This is a genomic window from Alkalicoccus daliensis (assembly GCF_900103955.1).
In the GTDB taxonomy this organism is placed as follows: Bacteria; Bacillota; Bacilli; order Bacillales; family Salisediminibacteriaceae; genus Alkalicoccus; species Alkalicoccus daliensis.
Genome location: NZ_FNIL01000001.1, coordinates 695,023 through 712,350, shown reverse-complemented (window position 1 = coordinate 712,350; position 17,328 = coordinate 695,023). Strand labels below are relative to the sequence as shown.

The window sequence follows — 17,328 nt, the reverse complement described above, 5'->3', positions numbered from 1 at the left end:
GGAGAAATTAATGAACTCAGTAAAATTAATTGCAACTGATATGGACGGCACTTTGTTAAACAGCAGAAGAGAAATTTCTGAAGAAAATATTCAAATGATTAAAGCGGCACAGCGAGCGGGAATCATTGTGTGTGCTGCGACAGGAAGAGATTATGCAGAAGCTTCACATCCACTAAAGAAAGCCGGATTAAGCTTGCCTATTATCGGTACCAACGGGGCTGAAGTCTATCTGGAGGATGGGGAACTGCTGGCCGAAAAAGGGATTGAAGAAACTTTATTCAGGACTATTACTGAAGAGTTGGAAAATCAGAATGTTTATTATGAAGTGTATACGAATAAAGGAGCATTTACAGTTAATAAACAGCAAGGTTTAAATCTTGTGATAGATGTTTTAACAGGGAAAGGGTCGCAATATACTTTAGAAGAAGCCCATTATTTAGCAGAACAGCGTTTTGAAGAAGGAGCAATTAAAGTTATTGATAGTTTTCAGGCGCTCCTTGAAGAAAGAACAAGAATTCTCAAAATACTAGCTTTTTCAGCAGAATTGACTGTAAGAAACAAAGTTAGATACGAGCTCGCTGATCTGCCATTAATTATCACTTCTTCTGCAATGGAAAACTTGGAAATTAATTATGAAAAAGCGACAAAAGGAAGGGGACTCCGGACATTGGCAGATCATTATAATATTGATATTGCCTATACTTTGGCAATTGGAGATAATGAAAATGATTTATCAATGTTTCAGGAAGCTGCTTTTTCTGCAGCAATGGAAAACGCAGTGGAAAGCGTAAAAGAAGCGGCAGGAAGTCTTACAAGCAGCAATAACGAATCTGGCGTGGCAAAAGTAATCGAGAAGGTCCTCGTTCCTGAAAAGAAAAGTTTATAAATTTTTTTCAAGGGAAAAGTATTCCTAGCACGACTAAGAGTGCAGCCTGCCATGCTGAAAATCCACAAAAATTTAAAAGTATAATGTATTTTATAACGCAGTAAGAGAAAGGAGATTATTATGTTTAAAAAATTATTTGGCAAGGAAAAAAAACAAGATGTAGAAATGCCTGAAGCTGATGGAAAAGATATATTAGTGAGTCCTGTAAATGGAGAGGTTGTACCTCTTTCAGAGGTTCCGGATCCTACATTTGCCGAAAAGATGATGGGGGATGGAGTGGCAGTGAAACCTACTTCCGGCACAATTGTTGCACCTATTACAGGAGAAGTAATGCAGTTATTTCCTACAAAGCATGCTGTTGGAATTAAAACGGTCAACGGGGTGGAGATCCTTCTTCATATCGGCATAGAAACGGTAAATATGCAGGGAGAAGGTTTTAAAGCTTTCGTGAAAGAAGGAGACAGAGTAGCTGTTGGGGATAAGCTGATTGAGTTTGATATGGATATGGTAAATGAAAAAGCCGAAAGTACGATTACCCCGGTAATTGTAACAAATGGCGATATAGTTTCTACCATAGATAAAGTCGAAGGCCAGCAGGTAACTGCAGGTGAAACCACAATTTTAACAATTACTACGAAACAGTAAACTTGCATAAAAAAGCCCTTTTCTCTTAGTGAGAAAAGGGCTTTTTTTTAAATATCCATGACAGTATTCGGATCAATATAAAATAACACAAAAGCAGCCAACGCAAAGCAGTAAATGGCAAAATAGATAAGCTTACTTTTTTTCAAGAAGTCAATCAGCCAGATAATCCCCAAAATTGAAAATATAAAAGTAATAATAAAGGAAACTATTAAATTAAGTACTCCAATGTATTCAACCATTTCAGGAGTGAAATCTCTGACTCCAAGAACTGTCGACCCTAAAATAACAGGGATCGCAAGAAGAAAAGAGTAACGTACTGCAGTTTCACGGTTTAAGCCGCACAACAGAGAAACAACCAATGTAGCTCCAGAACGAGAGATACCAGGAAAGACTGCAAGCGTCTGTCCTAAACCAATAATTACAGAATCTTTTGCTGTCATAGTAGCTTCGGTTTTCGGCCCGGTCCGATGAAATCTCTCAATAAAAATGAGAGCAAATCCTGTCAGTGTTAAAGCAGCTGCAATAATGCCAGGTGTTTTAATTGCATCTCCCATAAAATCTGAGAGGAAAAATCCTAGTATTCCTGTAATGAAAGTAGCTGTTAAAATGTAGATACCGAAAAAGAACATTGGCTTATCAGAGGAGGACCTCCTGGAAATAAAACGAAAAAATCCAACAAATACTTTTTGGAGATCCTTCCAAAAATAAATAGTAACTGCTAATACAGATGCTATATGTAAAAATATTTCAAAAGACAGTCCTGGAAACGAATAACCGAATACAAGCTGGGTGATAACGATATGTGCAGTACTTGAAATAGGCAGAAACTCCGTAATACCTTGGACAATACCAAATATTATTGCTTCAATCAGTGACATGAAATTCGTCCTTTCCTCCTTAAAATTCATACGTGTTTTATTGTAGCAGGATATTAAAAAGATTGATATGTTATTTTTGTTACATATTCACTTCTGGTGTATTGTTAAACTGCAATTTAAAGTATAATTTACTAATGTGTTTTATTTTAGTTTGTTTTAGATAGTAAAGAGGTGATTCTATTGAAAAAAATTGTTTCTATCCTGCTTCTAGTAACTGCAATCGCAGCAGGGGTGTTTGTAATATATCAAGAGCAGCAGGGTGATACTGCAGAAAACAGTGAAGCCCTGAATGCTTATATGAACCAGCAGGGAATTGAAAGGGCTCAGCCTGAAGAAAATGAAATGATAAGTTTTGAGCAAATCGATGAAACTGGGGTGACGCCTGGTATGATGGCTCGCGAGTTTCAGCTGCCTGACTTGCACAAGGATGAGGAAATAGCGTTAAAAGATTTAAGAGGGAATTTCGTGATAGTAAATATGTGGGCAACTTGGTGTCCGCCCTGCAGAGATGAAATGCCGGATTTTGTAAAATTTTATAATGATTATGAAGACGATAATTTAGAGATGATCGGTGTTAATATGACCGCTACAGAGCGGAATACGGAGGTTGTATCCCAATTTGTAGAAGATTTTGATATTCCCTTTTACACCTTGCTGGACGAGGAAGGAATTATGGAAAATTTATATGACGTTTATGTTATGCCGTCCACTTATATTATAGATCCGGAAGGCAGAGTAGTTATGAATCGGCCGGGATATATAAGCTATGACATTTTAGAAGAGAATTATCTGGAGATAAGAGAAAACTATGAAGCAGGAACATAAAAACTTTTTTGGGTAAAAATTCAGCGGTTCAAATGATATGAACCGCTGATGAACCCTTATTTAATCAGGGGATCGTTTTGCAGAAATTACATAAAACTACTCTCGGTGATTTTCGTAAATTGAAGCCTTTGCAGCCTGCTTCACAGCATCTATAATATCTGAAGAAAGAGACGGTACTTCAGATGCCTCCAGATTTAATTGAAGCTGTTCTTTTGTTCTAGCCCCCTGCACAGCAGTAGCTGTAGTTTTTTGATCCAGCACGTACCTGAGTGCCAGTGTACTGAGTTTCATGCCGGCGTCTGAGGCAATAGTTTTTAACGTATGAATCGTTTGTTTCAATTCATCCTCAGTATAGTCAAGATAGCCTTCGCTGGTTATTTTTTTCTGATAGCTGTCTGTTAAAAGGCCTTTCGCAACCGGTCCCCTTGCTATTACAGATATATCTGCATTTTCCAGAAGTGACAGCCATTCTTCCGGTCGCCGGTCAAGAATACTGAACTGCATCATATTGCTGACTATTTCAGAAGAGGAAGAAAATCGTTTGATCACATTCGGCCGGATGGAAGAAGTTCCGTAATAGCGGATTAGCCCTTCTTTTTTCAACTCTTCCAGTGCTTCAATTGTTTCGTCCAACGGATCATCTATTGTTCCTCCGTGCAGCTGATAGAGATCTATATAATCAGTCTGCAGACGATCCAAAGAATTTTTACAGGCGTTTTTAATATATTTTTTAGAAGGGTTCCAGCGCCAGCCGTCAATACCCTCTCCCCATTCATTACCGCCTTTCGTAGCAATATAGATATCTTTCCGTTTTTCCTTTAAAGCTCTGCCGACCGATTCTTCATTAAAGCCAAACTGATAAAGATCTGCAGTATCAAAATAATTAATTCCACCATCGACTGCCTGGTGAAGAATTTCTTCATTTGCATGATGGTCATCTGAAAGTGACATACATCCAAATCCTACTTCAGAAACTTGAAGTTCAGAAGATCCAAGCTGATTTTTACGCATATTTACCGCCTCCTAATCGTCAATATAAATTCAACTTTACGTAAACGATTGCGGGAACGCAAGGAATAGCCTATTCTTGGAAAAGAGATAAAATGAGGAGTGGATGGAATGAAAAAACTGTATGAAGAAACAATTAAAACTGAATCAATTTATAAAGGGAAGATAATTGACCTTGAACTGCAGGAGGTAGTGCTGCCAAACGGCTCACACAGCAAAAGAGAAATAGTAAATCATCCCGGAGCAGTCGCAGTTATTTGTATTACTGGAGAGAATAAAATGGTTATGGTACGTCAATATAGAAAAGCACTTAAGAAATCCATCATTGAAATCCCTGCCGGAAAACTGGATGCAGGAGAAAAACCTGAAGATTGTGCGAAAAGGGAATTGGAAGAGGAAACGGGAATTATTGCAGGGATACTGAAAGAGTGTGATTCGTTTTATACCAGCCCGGGATTTGCCAATGAGCTTGTGTATGTATATGAAGCTGAAAATTTAAGGCAGGGCGAAGTGCATACAGACGAAGATGAGTTTGTAGAACGTATGGATGTAACTTTGACGGAAGCAAAAAAATTAATTAGAAGCGGCGAGATTCACGACGCAAAAACAATTTATGCCATTCAGTATTGGGAATTGAAGCAGTATAACAAAGCTTAATTATAATAATTATTAAATTATCATGATAATCATTATCATTTGACAGTGATTTTTAAACAAGCTTATAATACAATAAGAAGAGGGGCTTTCCCTGTTTCATATGAATGTATCTTTGTGATACATCGATTGGGGGATAAACATATTATGGAGCAACGTATAGATCGAATTAAAAAGCAGCTGCATTCCCAGAGTTACAAGTTAACACCGCAGCGTGAAGCAACCGTAAGAGTGCTGCTTGAGCATGAGGACGATCATTTAAGTGCTGAGGATGTATATATGCTCGTAAAAGAAAAGTATCCGGAAATTGGGCTGGCTACCGTCTATAGGACACTTGAATTACTGACTGAATTAAAAGTAGTTGATAAAATAAATTTTGGAGACGGTGTTTCCCGGTATGATTTACGGCAAGAAGGAGCTGCACATTTTCATCATCATCTAGTCTGCCTGGAATGTGGGTCTGTGGATGAAATTCAAGAAGATTTACTGGACGATGTAGAAAAAGAAGTTGAAACAAGATGGAATTTTGAAATAAAAGATCATCGGTTAACTTTTCATGGGATATGTCACAGGTGCAAATAAAATAGTTTGTGAAAGGAGCTGGTTATTTAAAGCTCCTTTTTTTAGTGGGAATTAATAGCAAGATTCGAATTCATTATTCCTTTCTTTTCGTTCCTTCTAATATATAACAGACATTATGTAGAATTTATTTAATGCACTTTCTGTATTTTCAGAAAACCTGATAATAAATTTGGTTCAGTGAATTAAAAATAGTTCGAATTTAATAACAGGATTTGAAATTATCATCATATTCATTTGAAGTCTCCCTATTGAATCCGCGAAGCAAAAAATTAACCTTCTCCTCCTAAGAAAAAAACTAATAATAACAACGATTTTTGTTAACGTGAAGACAATATTACCATCAGTTAATGAAATTACATTTTTTCAAATGCTAATGCACGTTAGTGCATATTATGGTATGCTGAAAGCGTGAAATCCGGAAAATGAGGTGAGTTCAGCTGAATAACGAGATTGAAGAATATATGAACTTTCTTGTAGTAGAAAAAGGCTTGGCAGTAAACTCATCCAAGGCATATCGCCGGGATTTGAAAAAGTATCAGGATTATCTTCAGAAAGTAGAGCTATTAAAAAATTGGGAGCAGGTAAACAAAGCGCATGTGCTTGCGTTTCTTCATTATCTTCATGATCTGGGGCGTGCTTCGACTTCAGTATCCAGAATGCTGTCCTCTGTGCGTTCTTTTCACCAGTTTTTAGTGAGGGAAAAATTCACTTCTGCAGACCCAACCCTTCATGTTGACAGACCCAGACTGGAAAGAAGGCTGCCTAAAGTGCTGTCCATGAAAGAAGTGGATACTCTTTTGGAGCTTCCGGCTTCCAATTCACCGCTTGACCGAAGAAATAAAGCAATGCTTGAACTGCTTTATGCAACTGGAATGAGGGTTACGGAGCTGTGCAGCATTAAACTTTCAGACCTACATCTTTCTATGGGTTTTGTGCAATGTCTCGGGAAAGGAAATAAAGAAAGAATTATTCCTTTAGGCAACCATGCAGTGGAAGCTATGGAAAAATATTTAAACGAAAGCAGATCTCAGCTTGTTAAAAAGGAGCATGAATTTGTTTTCGTCAACCATCATGGTCGATCTTTATCGAGACAGGGTTTTTGGAAGATTCTTAAAAAGCTTGCTGACGATGCTGAAATCGAAAAAGAACTTACGCCACATATGCTCAGACATTCATTTGCTACACACTTACTGGAAAATGGTGCTGATCTGAGAGCTGTACAGGAAATGCTGGGGCATGCAGATATTTCCACCACTCAAATTTATACACATGTAACAAAAATGCGTATGAAGGATGTCTACACTAAATTTCACCCCCGTGCTTAAAAAGGGGATAAAAAGAAGTCTGACTTCAGACAACGATGCATGTTAGTGTTAGCATTAGAGAGGGAAATATACTAGAAATTCTAATTATCGGAGGGGTAATAAAATGACATCACATAATTTTAAAAGAATTTTTCTTATCGTAATGGATTCTGTAGGAATAGGAGAAGCACCTGATGCGGCTGAATTTAATGACAACGGGGCAGACACACTCGGTCACATAGCTGAAAAAATGAAAGGACTCCATATGCCTAATATGGATAAGCTGGGTCTCACAAAAGTGAAGGAATATATGGGGGGACAGGAAACAATATCTCCATTGGCATATTTCGGGAAAATGGCCGAGCTGTCCGCAGGAAAAGATACAATGACAGGTCACTGGGAGATCATGGGGCTTCACATTGACAAACCTTTCCGAACTTTTCCAGATGGTTTTCCTCCAGCGCTTATCAATGAAATTGAAGAAAAAACGGGAAGGAAAGTGCTTGGTAATAAAGCAGCTTCCGGTACGGAAATTTTAGATGAATTGGGAGAAGAACATGTAAAGACAGGAGATCTGATTATATATACATCTGCAGACTCTGTGCTGCAAATTGCAGCTCATGAAGAAGTTATCCCTCCAAAAGAACTTTGGGAAATCTGTGAAATGGCAAGAGAAATGACGTTAGAAGATCCTTATATGATTGGACGTGTTATTGCACGGCCTTTTATAGGCACGCCTAACAATTGGGAAAGAACTCCTAATCGTCATGATTATGCATTAAAACCTTTCGGGAGAACCGTGATGAATGAACTCGCTGACAGTGGTTTCGATTCCATTTCCATCGGAAAAATTTCCGACATTTTTGACGGGGAAGGTGTAACTGAATCACTGAGAACTGAATCAAATATGGACGGAATGGACAAACTGGAAGAAACGCTGGAAATGGATTTCACCGGGCTGAGCTTCCTGAATCTCGTAGACTTTGATGCGAAGTTTGGACACCGCAGAGATCCTATTGGGTATGGAAAAGCTTTAGAAGAATATGATGCCCGTCTTCCAAAGGTGATGGAAATGTTAAGAGAAGATGATTTACTAATTATCACTGCCGACCATGGAAATGACCCGGTCCATCACGGAACGGATCACACGAGGGAATTTGTACCCCTGCTAGCATACAGCAAAAAACTGCAGAAGCCAGCTTCATTAAACACTAGAGCAACTTTTGCAGACGTTGGCGCTACTATTGCAGAAAACTTTAATGTGAAAATTCCGCAGCATGGTACCAGTTTTTTAGCAGACTTAAAATAATCACAAAAGGAGCCGATAAAATGAATTCTTTAATTGAAGCAAAAAATACGATTGAATCTAAGTTAAATGGAGCTAAACCAACGATAGGTCTTATTTTAGGATCAGGGTTGGGCGTTCTCGCTGAGGAGATTACTTCTCCCACTGTAATTAAATACCAGGATATACCAGGATTTCCGTCATCCACAGTAGCTGGACATAAAGGCCAGCTTGTCATAGGTGAATTAGAAGGAAAAACTGTAGTTGCCATGCAGGGAAGGTTTCATTTTTACGAAGGTTATGACATGTCTCTTGTAACATTGCCGGTACGGGTAATGAAGGCAATTGGGGTAGAAAAATTGATTGTCACAAACGCAGCCGGTGGAATTAATGAAAATTTTGAGGCGGGAAACCTGATGCTGATAAAAGATCATATTAATCAATTTGGAACAAATCCGTTGATTGGAAAAAATGATGATTCTCAGGGAGTGCGTTTTCCAGATATGTCGAATGCATACAGCAGGGAATTATTAGACCTGGCTGAGAGTGCAGCTGAGGAGCAAAATGTAACTGTGCAGAAGGGAGTCTATGTAGGGACAACTGGACCTTCGTACGAAACTCCGGCAGAAGTCCGTATGCTTAGAAAAATGGGAGGAGACGCGGTTGGAATGTCTACAGTACCTGAAGTAATTGTAGCACGCCACAGTGAAATTGAAGTACTTGGAATCTCCTGCATCTCCAATATGGCAGCCGGTATTTTAGATCAGCCATTAACTCATGATGAAGTCATGGAAACTACGGAACTGGTGAAGCAGGATTTTCTGACGCTGGTAAAATCAATCATTAAAAAACTATAGGAGGATATTTTGATGCAGCAATCATTTATTAAAGAAGCTGCTGAAGCGATCACGAGTAAGCTGGATTTCCAGCCTGCAGCAGCACTTATTTTAGGCTCCGGGTTAGGAGAATTGGCTGATGATATAGATAATCCAGTAGTTTTTCCTTACGAGAGCCTCCCGCATTTTCCAGTATCAACGGTCGAAGGCCATAAGGGACAGCTCGTGGCAGGGTTTTTAGAGGGAGTCCCTGTCCTTGCGATGCAGGGAAGATTTCATTATTACGAAGGATATTCTATGGCGGAAGTTACTTTTCCCGTTCGCGTAATGCAGGCAGCAGGATGTACGAGTCTGATTGTCACGAATGCATGCGGAAGTATGAACAAAGAATTTGCTCCAGGAGATTTAATGCTTATTACAGATCATATTAATAATACTGGAGGAAATCCTCTTATTGGAGAAAATAATAATGCTTTAGGTGAGAGGTTTCCTGATATGAGTCAGGCTTACAGCAGGGAGTTGATTCATCTTGCGGAAACTTCCGCATCGGATATCAACCTTAATGTCCGGAAGGGAATATATACAGCTGTAAGTGGACCCACTTATATGGCCGGTGCGGAATTAAAAATGCTTCGTTTGTGCGGGGCTGATGTAGTGGGTATGTCTACAGTTCCTGAAACAATCGTTGCGCGTCATATGGATATGCAGGTCCTTGGTATTTCCTGTATTACTGACATGGCAGTCGGAGAAGAAATTGATGGAATCACCCATGAAGAAGTAATGGAAGTAGCCGCGAAAGCGAAACCTGCTTTTAAAAAGCTCGTGCGCAGTGTCCTGGCAGCAGGGGACTGGAATGCACTGGTAAAATAGGAGGACGTAAAAATGCGCATGGTGGATGTTATAGAAAAGAAAAGAAACGGGAATGCTTTAACTGAAGAAGAGATTCGTTACTTTGTTGATGGATATACGACAGGGGACATACCTGACTACCAGGTTTCTGCTCTAATGATGGCAGTTTATTTTCAGGGTATGTCAGATAAGGAAACTGCAGTTTTGACGCAGGCTATGGTAGACTCAGGAGAAACCATTGATCTGTCTTCGATACAGGGGCATAAGGTGGATAAACATTCTACTGGCGGTGTAGGAGATAAAATAAGCTTCCTGGTTGGGCCGATGGTAGCTTCTGTAGGAGTTCCTGTCGCAAAGATGAGCGGACGCGGGCTGGGCCATACAGGCGGAACGATAGATAAACTGGAGTCCATTTCGGGGTTTAATGTTGAAATCACCAAAGATGAATTTATTGCAAATGTAAATAAAAATAAATTAGCTGTAGCCGGCCAGACAGGAAATTTAGCACCGGCTGATAAAAAACTTTATGCACTCAGAGATGTAACTGCTACTGTTGATTCTATACCATTAATCGCGGGCTCCATTATGAGTAAAAAAATTGCTTCTGGCGCAGACAGTATCGTGCTCGATGTGAAAACAGGATCAGGTGCTTTCATGAAAACACTGGAAGATTCTGAAGCGCTGGCCCGGGAAATGGTTGCTATCGGAAAAAACCTGGGAAGAAACACAATTGCAGTAATCAGTGATATGAATCAGCCGCTTGGTTATGAAGTAGGAAATGCCAATGAAATCAGAGAAGCTGTGGAAGTATTACAAGGGGCAAAAGTGAATGATTTACGAGAACTTTCCTTAGAATTATCCGCCCATATGGCTGTTCTTGCAAAAGTATTCCCGGATTATGATGCAGCATATAAACAAATCGAGGAGAATATTGATAACGGAAAAGCGTTTGAAGCTTTTAGAACATTCGTTGCTGCGCAGGGCGGAGACGTTGCTATGATAGACGATTTATCTCTGCTTCCTTCAGCTCCTTACGCTGTTGAAGTAAAGGCACAGGAAGAAGGATATGTGAATGCAATAGATGCAGCCTCTATCGGAGTTGCAGCCATGTATCTTGGGGCAGGCAGAGCTACGAAAGAAAGCGAAATCAATCACGGGGTCGGAATCTCCTTAAAGAAAAAAATAGGAGATCATGTAAAAGCAGGGGAGACACTTCTGGTCCTGCATTCTGAAGAGGAAGAGCCGAAGGATTCCACAGAAAAAGCTTTACAGGCCTATGAAATTTCGTCAGGAAAGCCTGATGATCTGCCATTGATTTATAAAGTCATTCGTTAAATAATTTTTCATGTGAATTTGTACTGCTTGATTTATTATCTGCTATGTGCTATGGTTGAGCAAATTAATTGAATATGAGATAGAGGTGCAGAACTAATAAGTATATTCCGGGAACGTCAGGTGCGTATAGATCGGAGTAAAAAGGTAGTTCTGCCGAAGGAGAATTTCTTGCCTGAGTTATTTTCCTGGGGGCACAATGAATAATTGTGTCACTGTCACGGGTAACTGTGGAGAACTATCTTTTTTCGACTCGGAAATGAATCGGGAAATGAATGGTTGTCATCATTCATTTCCTTTTTTGTTGGGGATTTTTACAGAAGGAGTGTTTTTAATATGAGTATGTATGGTACACAGATAATAAATGAACAAGGCCACCTGGAAATAGGAGGGGTGGATACTATCACCCTTGCTGAAAAATACGGCACACCTTTATTCGTATATGATGTAAAGGATATTCGTGATCGCGCAGAGCAGTTTCATGAAGCTTTCCGGGCGCAGCAGGTGAATTACCAAATTGCCTATGCATCGAAAGCATTCAGCTGTATTGCAATGATGGAACTTGCAGACGAATTAGGCTTAAGTCTTGATGTGTGTTCTGACGGAGAATTATTTACAGCTCTGGAAGCTGGTTTTCCTGCAGAAAGAATTCATTTTCATGGTAATAACAAAACACCGCAGGAACTTGAAATGGCAGTAAAAGAAAAAATCGGCTGTATAGTAGTGGATAACTTTACTGAACTGAGCTGGCTGATGGCCCTTACCGAAACGGAAAAAACGGAAATGGAAGTTTTAATCCGTATCACTCCCGGGGTGGAGGCGCACACTCATGAATATATTTCTACAGGCCAGGAGGACTCTAAATTTGGTTTTGATTTAAACAGCGGTCAGGCGGATAAAGCAATTAAAACAATTCTCGCGCATGACTATTTAAAACTGCAGGGAGTGCATTCTCATATAGGTTCCCAGATCTTCAGAGCAGAGGGCTTTGAAGAGGCAGTAAAAGAAATTTACCGCTCTATCAAAAAATGGGATACAGAGTTTAATTATTATCCAAAAGTTTTAAATGTCGGCGGCGGCTTTGGAATTCGCTATGCAGCAGGTGATGAACCGCTTCCTCTTCATGTGTATATAGACAGAATGGTGGAAGCTGCTAAAGATGAAGCAGAAAACATGAATCGTCCAGTGCCGGAAGTCTGGATTGAGCCGGGAAGAGCACTTGTAGGAGAAGCGGGTACTACACTTTACAGTATAGGCTCCAGAAAGGACATTCCCGATGTCAGAACATATATTTCTGTGGATGGGGGTATGACTGATAATATCCGGCCGGCGCTTTATCAGGCAGAATATACTGCTGTACTTGCCAATCGTGCAGCAGAGGCACTGGAAGAGACCGTTTCTGTAGCGGGTAAATGCTGTGAGAGCGGAGACATGCTTATATGGGATTTATTGCTCCCGAAAGTAACTCAGGGGGATATACTTGCAGTTTTTTCTACAGGAGCGTATGGATACTCCATGGCGAATAATTATAATCGTATTTTAAGACCTGCAGTTGTATTTGTAGAGAATGGCAGACATGAATGTGTTATTGAAAGGGAAGTACTCTCTGATTTGACACGCAGGGAAAAGAGCTATTCACAAATTCGTGCAGTTGATCCGATTTAACTTTAAAGTAAAATACATTCCTTTAAACAGTTTATAATTGAAGACTAATTTGTTATTTAATAAGGCACGGATGATAAGCTTTTTGCTTTCATCCGTGCCTTTTAATTATGGGTGGGCAAGCGGCATGATTATTTGGAAGACCTTAAATTACATCTTCAAAAATAACTATAGTTTAGTTCAAGTATTATATATGGCATGAGGAAGCGGGTTCTGCTAGAATGAATATGTTACAAATAAATTAAACTTTTGGAGGTTTTACATATGAAAAAAGGCGAAATTAAATTTGAGAACGGCGAAGTAATCGAAATTGAGTTTTTCCAGGAAGACGCACCTGGAACAGTAGAAAATTTTGAAAAACTTGCAAATGACGGTTTTTATAACGGACTGACTTTTCACCGTGTCATTCCAGGATTTGTTGCTCAGGGAGGATGCCCAAACGGAACAGGCACAGGTGGCCCAGGATATACAATTAAATGTGAAACAGATAATAATCCACACAAGCACCAGAAAGGAAGTCTTTCTATGGCGCATGCCGGCAAAGATACAGGCGGCAGCCAATTTTTCCTTGTGCTTGAAGCTCAACCCCATTTAGATGGAGTTCATACAGTATTCGGTCAAATTACTGAAGGTCTGGATACACTGGAGCGTATTAAGCCGAATGATACGATGCAGGAAGTAAAAGTTTACGAGGTATAATTCTCATAAAAGCGTAAATTCTTGCCTCTTTCATTTTGTTAGTGGTATAGTAGTTTGTAAGAATCTCAATAAAACTAAATAAAACGCAGCATTTTGTTAAGATGGTGCGGTTCCTTCGGGGTCAGGTGAAATTCCTAACCGGCGGTGATAAAGAGGAAACTCTTTTTAGTCCGTGACCCGGCTATTTTTAATAGACGGTGGATTTGGTGAAACTCCAAAGCCGACAGTTAAAGTCTGGATGGGAGAAGGAATTTTTAAGCGGAAATTCGGGAAGTCTAGAGGTATGTCTTTTTTTTCCTGAATCACTCCGCTTAATTTGAAGTACAAAATTCTGTACTTATGCCCTGAATGGATTGATATTCATTCAGGGCTTTTTGTATTTTAAACGTGGGGGATCGAAGAATATGAATGAGACCTATATGAAATTAGCTATTGAATTAGCAGGTGCTGCAGCTGGACAGACCTCTCCGAATCCTCTGGTCGGGTGTGTGATTGTAAAACAAGGTGAAGTTATTGGCATGGGGGCGCACCTAAAAGCAGGTGAAAAGCATGCAGAACGGCACGCATTGGCTATGGCAGGCGAAAAAGCCGCAGGTGCGGAAATGTATGTGACGCTGGAGCCATGTTCTCATACAGGCAGAACTCCGCCATGTGCAGATGCAGTGGTGGAAGCAGGAATAAAAAAAGTATATATTGGTTCAGTTGATCCTGACTCGCGTGTTGCAGGAAAGGGAATCCAAAAGCTGCAGAATGCAGGGATTGAAGTTGTTACTGGTGTAATGAAGGAAGAAGCGGACAGCTTAAATCGCATCTTCTTTCATTATGCTGTGAACAAAAAACCATATGTTACTTTAAAGATGGCTACAAGCATTGATGGTAAAATCGCTACAGTAGATGGAGAAAGTCAGTGGATTACAGGAACAGCAGCCAGATTAGACGGGCACAAACTGAGACATCTTCATGATGCAATACTTGTCGGTATTGAAACTGTACTGGCCGATAACCCTTCGTTAACAACGAGACTTCCTCAGGGAGGTAAAAACCCTCTGAGAATTGTGCTGGATTCGAGACTGAGAGTTTCTAAAGAAGCTACTGTTATTAAAGATGGGGGAGAAACATGGATCTTTACTACAGAGCAGGCTGATACGGAAAAAGTAGAGGAAATTAGGGCTGCGGGTGTGAAGTTGACTGTAGTACCTGGATTCAGGGTCCCGGTAGAAGAAGTTCTTATAAAGCTTGGTGAAGCAGAAATAACTTCTTTATTAGTAGAAGGCGGGGGAACGATCCATGACAGCTTTCTGCGTGCTGGAATACTGAATGAAATTGTCCATTATTCTGCACCGTTGCTAATAGGAGGAAATAGTGCTCCTCAAGCTGTGAGCGGGCAGGGACTTTCCAGGTTGGCTGAAGTTCCGAGATATAATCTTGCAGCGACCGAAATTTTGGGAGATGACATGAAGCACGTGTATTATCGAAAGGAATGAAGCATATGTTTACAGGTATTATTGAAGAAAAAGGAAAGGTTCTCTCTATGCAACAAACGGGAGAAGCAATTGTTTTGTCAGTAGAAGCTCCGACTATTTTAAAAGATGTAAAGCTTGGCGATAGTATTTCTGTAAACGGGGTGTGCTTGACCGTTACGTCTTATACAGCAGAATATTTTACAGTCGATTTGATGCCGGAAACAGTCAGAGGAACGAGTCTGAGAAATATTAAGGAAGGTTCTCAAGTCAATCTGGAGAGAGCGATGGCTGCAGGCGGTAGATTTGGCGGACATTTTGTAAGCGGCCATGTAGATGGAGTGGGCAAGATACGGTCTAAGGAATCTGATCATAATGCAGTTTATTATACTATTGAAATACCTTTGGAACTGCGTAAATATTTTACGATGAAAGGCAGCGTATCAGTAGATGGCACAAGCTTAACGGTGTTTGGTTTGACAGATAACTCTTTTACTATTTCTATTATCCCCCATACACTTGAAGAGACGGTGATAGGACAAAAAGAAGCAGGAGATATAGTGAATGTGGAATGTGATATGCTCGCTAAATACGTGGAAGAATTGCTTCTGCAGAGATTTCAGTCAGAAAATTCACCTGAAACAATGTCAGAAGAATTTTTGAAGAATCACGGCTTTTAGAAGGAGTAGAGAAAGGGGAGGCAGGCAGATATGAGTTTATTTGACCCGATTGAAGATGCTATATATGCATTGGCACAAGGAGAAGTTGTGATCGTATGTGATGATGAAGACAGGGAAAATGAAGGAGACTTTATTTCTCTGGCAGAAAAGACTACACCTGAAGTGATAAATTTTATGGCTACCCACGGAAGAGGACTGATCTGTGCGCCTATTACTGAAGAAAGGGCTGCTAAATTAAATTTAGTACCTATGGTGGACAGAAACTCCGATCCCCACGGTACAGCTTTTACTGTAAGTGTAGATCATAAACATACTACTACTGGTATTTCTGCTCCGGAAAGAGCGCTTACTGTAGAAGCGCTGATTAATGAAAATACAAAACCTGCAGATTTTCAGCGGCCGGGTCATATTTTCCCGCTTGTAGCAAAAGATGGAGGAGTCCTGCGCCGGGCGGGCCATACGGAAGCTGCTGTAGATCTGGCAAAAATGGCGGGGGCATCCCCGGCTGGAGTAATTTGTGAAATTATGAATGAAGACGGTACGATGGCAAGGGTTCCTGAACTGCGGAAAATAGCAGACAGGCATGAGCTGAAAATGGTAACTATTAAAGACTTGATTCAATACCGTAACCGTAAAGATAAACTGGTCCAGCGGGAAATTGAGATCAAGCTGCCTACGGATTATGGAGAATTTAAAGCAATTGGGTATTCAAATGTAGTGGATGGAAAAGAACACATCGCTATTGTTAAAGGAGAAATCGGGGGCAACAAACCTACTATGGTGCGTGTGCATTCTGAATGTCTGACTGGGGATGTGTTTGGCTCAAGACGCTGTGACTGTGGCCCTCAGCTGCATGCAGCCCTTGCGCAGATCGAACAGCATGGTTCCGGGGTTATACTTTACATGAGGCAGGAAGGCAGAGGAATTGGTCTTTTAAATAAAATGCGGGCATATAAGCTGCAGGAGGAAGGCCTTGATACTGTAGAAGCAAATGAAAAATTAGGATTTGGTCCTGATTTAAGAGATTATGGGATCGGAGCGCAAATTTTGAGGGATCTTGGAATTCGTAAAATGAGGTTATTAACAAATAACCCTCGCAAAATTACAGGATTAAAAGGGTATGATCTCGAAGTGGTAGAAAGACTGCCAATCCAGTTGCCGCATTCTATGAACAACGAAAAATATTTGAAAACTAAAAAAGACAAGCTGGGACACATGTTGCACTTGTAAATTAAGAAGGAGCTGTTATTCAATGGGGAAAACTTTTGAAGGAATTTTGTCAGGTACGGATTTAAAAATAGGAATTGTAGTAGGAAGATTTAACGATTTTATTACGAGTAAATTATTAGCGGGAGCTGAAGATGCCTGCCGCCGTCACGGCGTAAGTGATGAAAACGTGGATATTGCATGGGTTCCTGGAGCTTATGAAATACCTTTTATAGCTAAAAAAATGGCTGAAACTGGAGAGTATGATGCTGTTGTAACGCTTGGTACCGTTATAAGGGGAGCAACTCCTCACTTTGACTATGTATGTGGAGAAGCAGCTAAAGGAGTTTCCCAGGCAGGACTGTCCACCGGTATTCCTGTTATTTTCGGAGTGGTAACTACCAACACGATTGAACAGGCAATTGAGCGAGCGGGTACGAAAGCAGGAAATAAAGGCTGGGATTCCGCTGTTGCTGCTATTGAAATGGCTAATTTAAATAAGCAGTTTTCTTAAGAAGTATTATAAAAAACGAACAG

18 protein-coding genes and 2 riboswitches are annotated in these 17,328 nt (G+C 40.2%); of the genes, 16 read left to right on the top strand and 2 right to left on the bottom strand.

From position 1 onward, the window contains the following. Positions 1–10 precede the first annotated feature (10 nt). Together BLP92_RS03480 and BLP92_RS03475 are read left to right on the top strand one after the other, a co-directional pair. On the top strand, positions 11–886 hold the full coding sequence (locus BLP92_RS03480; protein WP_090840604.1) for a Cof-type HAD-IIB family hydrolase: 876 nt from the start codon (positions 11–13) through the stop codon (positions 884–886). A gap of 120 nt (positions 887–1,006) precedes the next feature. Beyond that, positions 1,007–1,531: a PTS sugar transporter subunit IIA gene (locus tag BLP92_RS03475; RefSeq protein ID WP_090840602.1), complete on the top strand. Its 525-nt coding sequence runs from the start codon at positions 1,007–1,009 to the stop codon at positions 1,529–1,531. 47 nt (positions 1,532–1,578) lie between these two features. Here BLP92_RS03475 and BLP92_RS03470 read toward each other — a convergent pair whose 3' ends face one another. Beyond that, positions 1,579–2,409, bottom strand: a complete 831-nt coding sequence (locus BLP92_RS03470; RefSeq protein WP_090840600.1) for an undecaprenyl-diphosphate phosphatase — start codon at positions 2,407–2,409, stop codon at positions 1,579–1,581. A gap of 180 nt (positions 2,410–2,589) precedes the next feature. Here BLP92_RS03470 and BLP92_RS03465 point away from each other — a divergent pair, with 180 nt between their 5' ends. Then, positions 2,590–3,234 (top strand): TlpA disulfide reductase family protein, encoded by a 645-nt coding sequence (locus tag BLP92_RS03465; RefSeq protein WP_090840599.1) that lies wholly within the window; start codon positions 2,590–2,592, stop codon positions 3,232–3,234. Positions 3,235–3,330: 96 nt separating this feature from the next. Here BLP92_RS03465 and BLP92_RS03460 read toward each other — a convergent pair whose 3' ends face one another. Further along, positions 3,331–4,245 (bottom strand): aldo/keto reductase, encoded by a 915-nt coding sequence (locus BLP92_RS03460; protein WP_090840597.1) that lies wholly within the window; start codon positions 4,243–4,245, stop codon positions 3,331–3,333. Positions 4,246–4,353: 108 nt separating this feature from the next. Here BLP92_RS03460 and BLP92_RS03455 point away from each other — a divergent pair, with 108 nt between their 5' ends. The 13 genes from BLP92_RS03455 (at position 4,354) to ribH (ending at position 17,305) form a co-directional block, all read left to right on the top strand. Then, the gene (locus BLP92_RS03455; RefSeq protein ID WP_090840595.1) at positions 4,354–4,899 is read left to right on the top strand and encodes an NUDIX hydrolase; all 546 of its coding nucleotides are present in this window, start codon (positions 4,354–4,356) and stop codon (positions 4,897–4,899) included. A gap of 144 nt (positions 4,900–5,043) precedes the next feature. Beyond that, complete coding sequence (fur, locus tag BLP92_RS03450; protein ID WP_090840593.1) at positions 5,044–5,478, top strand: ferric iron uptake transcriptional regulator; 435 nt, start codon at positions 5,044–5,046, stop codon at positions 5,476–5,478. Positions 5,479–5,915: 437 nt separating this feature from the next. Then, positions 5,916–6,803: a site-specific tyrosine recombinase XerD gene (gene xerD, locus BLP92_RS03445; RefSeq protein WP_090840591.1), complete on the top strand. Its 888-nt coding sequence runs from the start codon at positions 5,916–5,918 to the stop codon at positions 6,801–6,803. 103 nt (positions 6,804–6,906) lie between these two features. Further along, a complete protein-coding gene (gene deoB / locus BLP92_RS03440) occupies positions 6,907–8,091 on the top strand; it encodes a phosphopentomutase (protein WP_090840589.1) in 1,185 nt (394 codons plus the stop codon). A gap of 20 nt (positions 8,092–8,111) precedes the next feature. Then, on the top strand, positions 8,112–8,924 hold the full coding sequence (locus tag BLP92_RS03435; RefSeq protein ID WP_090840587.1) for a purine-nucleoside phosphorylase: 813 nt from the start codon (positions 8,112–8,114) through the stop codon (positions 8,922–8,924). A gap of 12 nt (positions 8,925–8,936) precedes the next feature. Next, positions 8,937–9,773, top strand: coding sequence for a purine-nucleoside phosphorylase (locus BLP92_RS03430; RefSeq protein ID WP_090840585.1), 837 nt, complete (start codon positions 8,937–8,939; stop codon positions 9,771–9,773). A gap of 12 nt (positions 9,774–9,785) precedes the next feature. Next, complete coding sequence (locus BLP92_RS03425) at positions 9,786–11,087, top strand: pyrimidine-nucleoside phosphorylase (protein ID WP_090840583.1); 1,302 nt, start codon at positions 9,786–9,788, stop codon at positions 11,085–11,087. Between the two features lie 72 nt (positions 11,088–11,159). Next, positions 11,160–11,333, top strand: a riboswitch (Lysine riboswitch). Positions 11,334–11,420: 87 nt separating this feature from the next. Next, entirely contained in the window at positions 11,421–12,749 is a 1,329-nt protein-coding gene (gene lysA, locus BLP92_RS03420; protein ID WP_090840581.1) for a diaminopimelate decarboxylase, read from the top strand. A gap of 261 nt (positions 12,750–13,010) precedes the next feature. Then, entirely contained in the window at positions 13,011–13,445 is a 435-nt protein-coding gene (locus BLP92_RS03415; RefSeq protein ID WP_090840579.1) for a peptidylprolyl isomerase, read from the top strand. A gap of 107 nt (positions 13,446–13,552) precedes the next feature. Continuing rightward, positions 13,553–13,699: riboswitch (FMN riboswitch) on the top strand. A gap of 150 nt (positions 13,700–13,849) precedes the next feature. After that, positions 13,850–14,929: a bifunctional diaminohydroxyphosphoribosylaminopyrimidine deaminase/5-amino-6-(5-phosphoribosylamino)uracil reductase RibD gene (gene ribD / locus BLP92_RS03410; RefSeq protein ID WP_090840577.1), complete on the top strand. Its 1,080-nt coding sequence runs from the start codon at positions 13,850–13,852 to the stop codon at positions 14,927–14,929. Between the two features lie 5 nt (positions 14,930–14,934). Then, positions 14,935–15,585 carry a riboflavin synthase gene (ribE, locus tag BLP92_RS03405; RefSeq protein WP_090841079.1) on the top strand — a complete coding sequence of 217 codons (651 nt, stop codon included), beginning with the start codon at positions 14,935–14,937 and terminating at the stop codon, positions 15,583–15,585. A 30-nt stretch (positions 15,586–15,615) separates the two neighbouring features. Beyond that, the gene (locus BLP92_RS03400; protein ID WP_090840575.1) at positions 15,616–16,815 is read left to right on the top strand and encodes a bifunctional 3,4-dihydroxy-2-butanone-4-phosphate synthase/GTP cyclohydrolase II; all 1,200 of its coding nucleotides are present in this window, start codon (positions 15,616–15,618) and stop codon (positions 16,813–16,815) included. 22 nt (positions 16,816–16,837) lie between these two features. Continuing rightward, positions 16,838–17,305: a 6,7-dimethyl-8-ribityllumazine synthase gene (gene ribH, locus BLP92_RS03395; RefSeq protein ID WP_090840573.1), complete on the top strand. Its 468-nt coding sequence runs from the start codon at positions 16,838–16,840 to the stop codon at positions 17,303–17,305. The last annotated feature ends 23 nt before the right edge of the window (positions 17,306–17,328 follow it).

Coding starts and splice junctions, on each gene's coding strand:
- ribE (WP_090841079.1), top strand. CDS start 14,935: ATGTTTACAGGTATTATTGAAGAAAAAGGAAAGGTTCTCTCTATGCAA.
- BLP92_RS03400 (WP_090840575.1), top strand. CDS start 15,616: ATGAGTTTATTTGACCCGATTGAAGATGCTATATATGCATTGGCACAA.
- lysA (WP_090840581.1), top strand. CDS start 11,421: ATGAGTATGTATGGTACACAGATAATAAATGAACAAGGCCACCTGGAA.
- BLP92_RS03415 (WP_090840579.1), top strand. CDS start 13,011: ATGAAAAAAGGCGAAATTAAATTTGAGAACGGCGAAGTAATCGAAATT.
- BLP92_RS03430 (WP_090840585.1), top strand. CDS start 8,937: ATGCAGCAATCATTTATTAAAGAAGCTGCTGAAGCGATCACGAGTAAG.
- BLP92_RS03435 (WP_090840587.1), top strand. CDS start 8,112: ATGAATTCTTTAATTGAAGCAAAAAATACGATTGAATCTAAGTTAAAT.
- ribH (WP_090840573.1), top strand. CDS start 16,838: ATGGGGAAAACTTTTGAAGGAATTTTGTCAGGTACGGATTTAAAAATA.
- ribD (WP_090840577.1), top strand. CDS start 13,850: ATGAATGAGACCTATATGAAATTAGCTATTGAATTAGCAGGTGCTGCA.
- BLP92_RS03470 (WP_090840600.1), bottom strand. CDS start 2,409: ATGTCACTGATTGAAGCAATAATATTTGGTATTGTCCAAGGTATTACG.
- fur (WP_090840593.1), top strand. CDS start 5,044: ATGGAGCAACGTATAGATCGAATTAAAAAGCAGCTGCATTCCCAGAGT.
- BLP92_RS03455 (WP_090840595.1), top strand. CDS start 4,354: ATGAAAAAACTGTATGAAGAAACAATTAAAACTGAATCAATTTATAAA.
- BLP92_RS03425 (WP_090840583.1), top strand. CDS start 9,786: ATGCGCATGGTGGATGTTATAGAAAAGAAAAGAAACGGGAATGCTTTA.
- deoB (WP_090840589.1), top strand. CDS start 6,907: ATGACATCACATAATTTTAAAAGAATTTTTCTTATCGTAATGGATTCT.
- BLP92_RS03475 (WP_090840602.1), top strand. CDS start 1,007: ATGTTTAAAAAATTATTTGGCAAGGAAAAAAAACAAGATGTAGAAATG.
- BLP92_RS03480 (WP_090840604.1), top strand. CDS start 11: ATGAACTCAGTAAAATTAATTGCAACTGATATGGACGGCACTTTGTTA.
- BLP92_RS03460 (WP_090840597.1), bottom strand. CDS start 4,245: ATGCGTAAAAATCAGCTTGGATCTTCTGAACTTCAAGTTTCTGAAGTA.